The organism is Tritonibacter sp. SIMBA_163, assembly GCF_046535935.1.
Taxonomy (GTDB): Bacteria; Pseudomonadota; Alphaproteobacteria; order Rhodobacterales; family Rhodobacteraceae; genus Epibacterium; species Epibacterium scottomollicae.
Genome location: NZ_JAWJBP010000343.1, coordinates 1 through 278, shown reverse-complemented (window position 1 = coordinate 278; position 278 = coordinate 1). Strand labels below are relative to the sequence as shown.

Genomic DNA, 278 nt, shown 5'->3' with positions numbered 1-278 from the left:
CTACCCGAAAATGTCCCCAGCCTCGAAGTCAAGCTCCTGCTCTGTCTCGGGCTCGGTTTGTGCGGCGGTGCGGCGCATCTGCTGCAAGTCGGTCAGCGTGTCTTCCGCGATCTGCCGCATCCGCCTCGCGGTCAGCCTTTCGGGCCGCGTCTTCGCCGCGTCCTCCAGCCGCTTCGCTTCGGTGTGCATGTTGGACGCGAACGCGGCCACGCCCTGCGGCCCCATGTCGGCAATCGCATCCGTCTCGGCCCACGAATCCAAGCCGAGAGCGGATCGGC

Annotated in this window: 1 protein-coding gene; it reads right to left on the bottom strand. The window is 66.9% G+C overall.

All coding sequences use genetic code 11. The features are described from left to right. On the bottom strand, positions 1-278 hold a 278-nt coding region (locus R0J92_RS22655), incomplete at its 5' end, for a hypothetical protein (protein WP_411053316.1).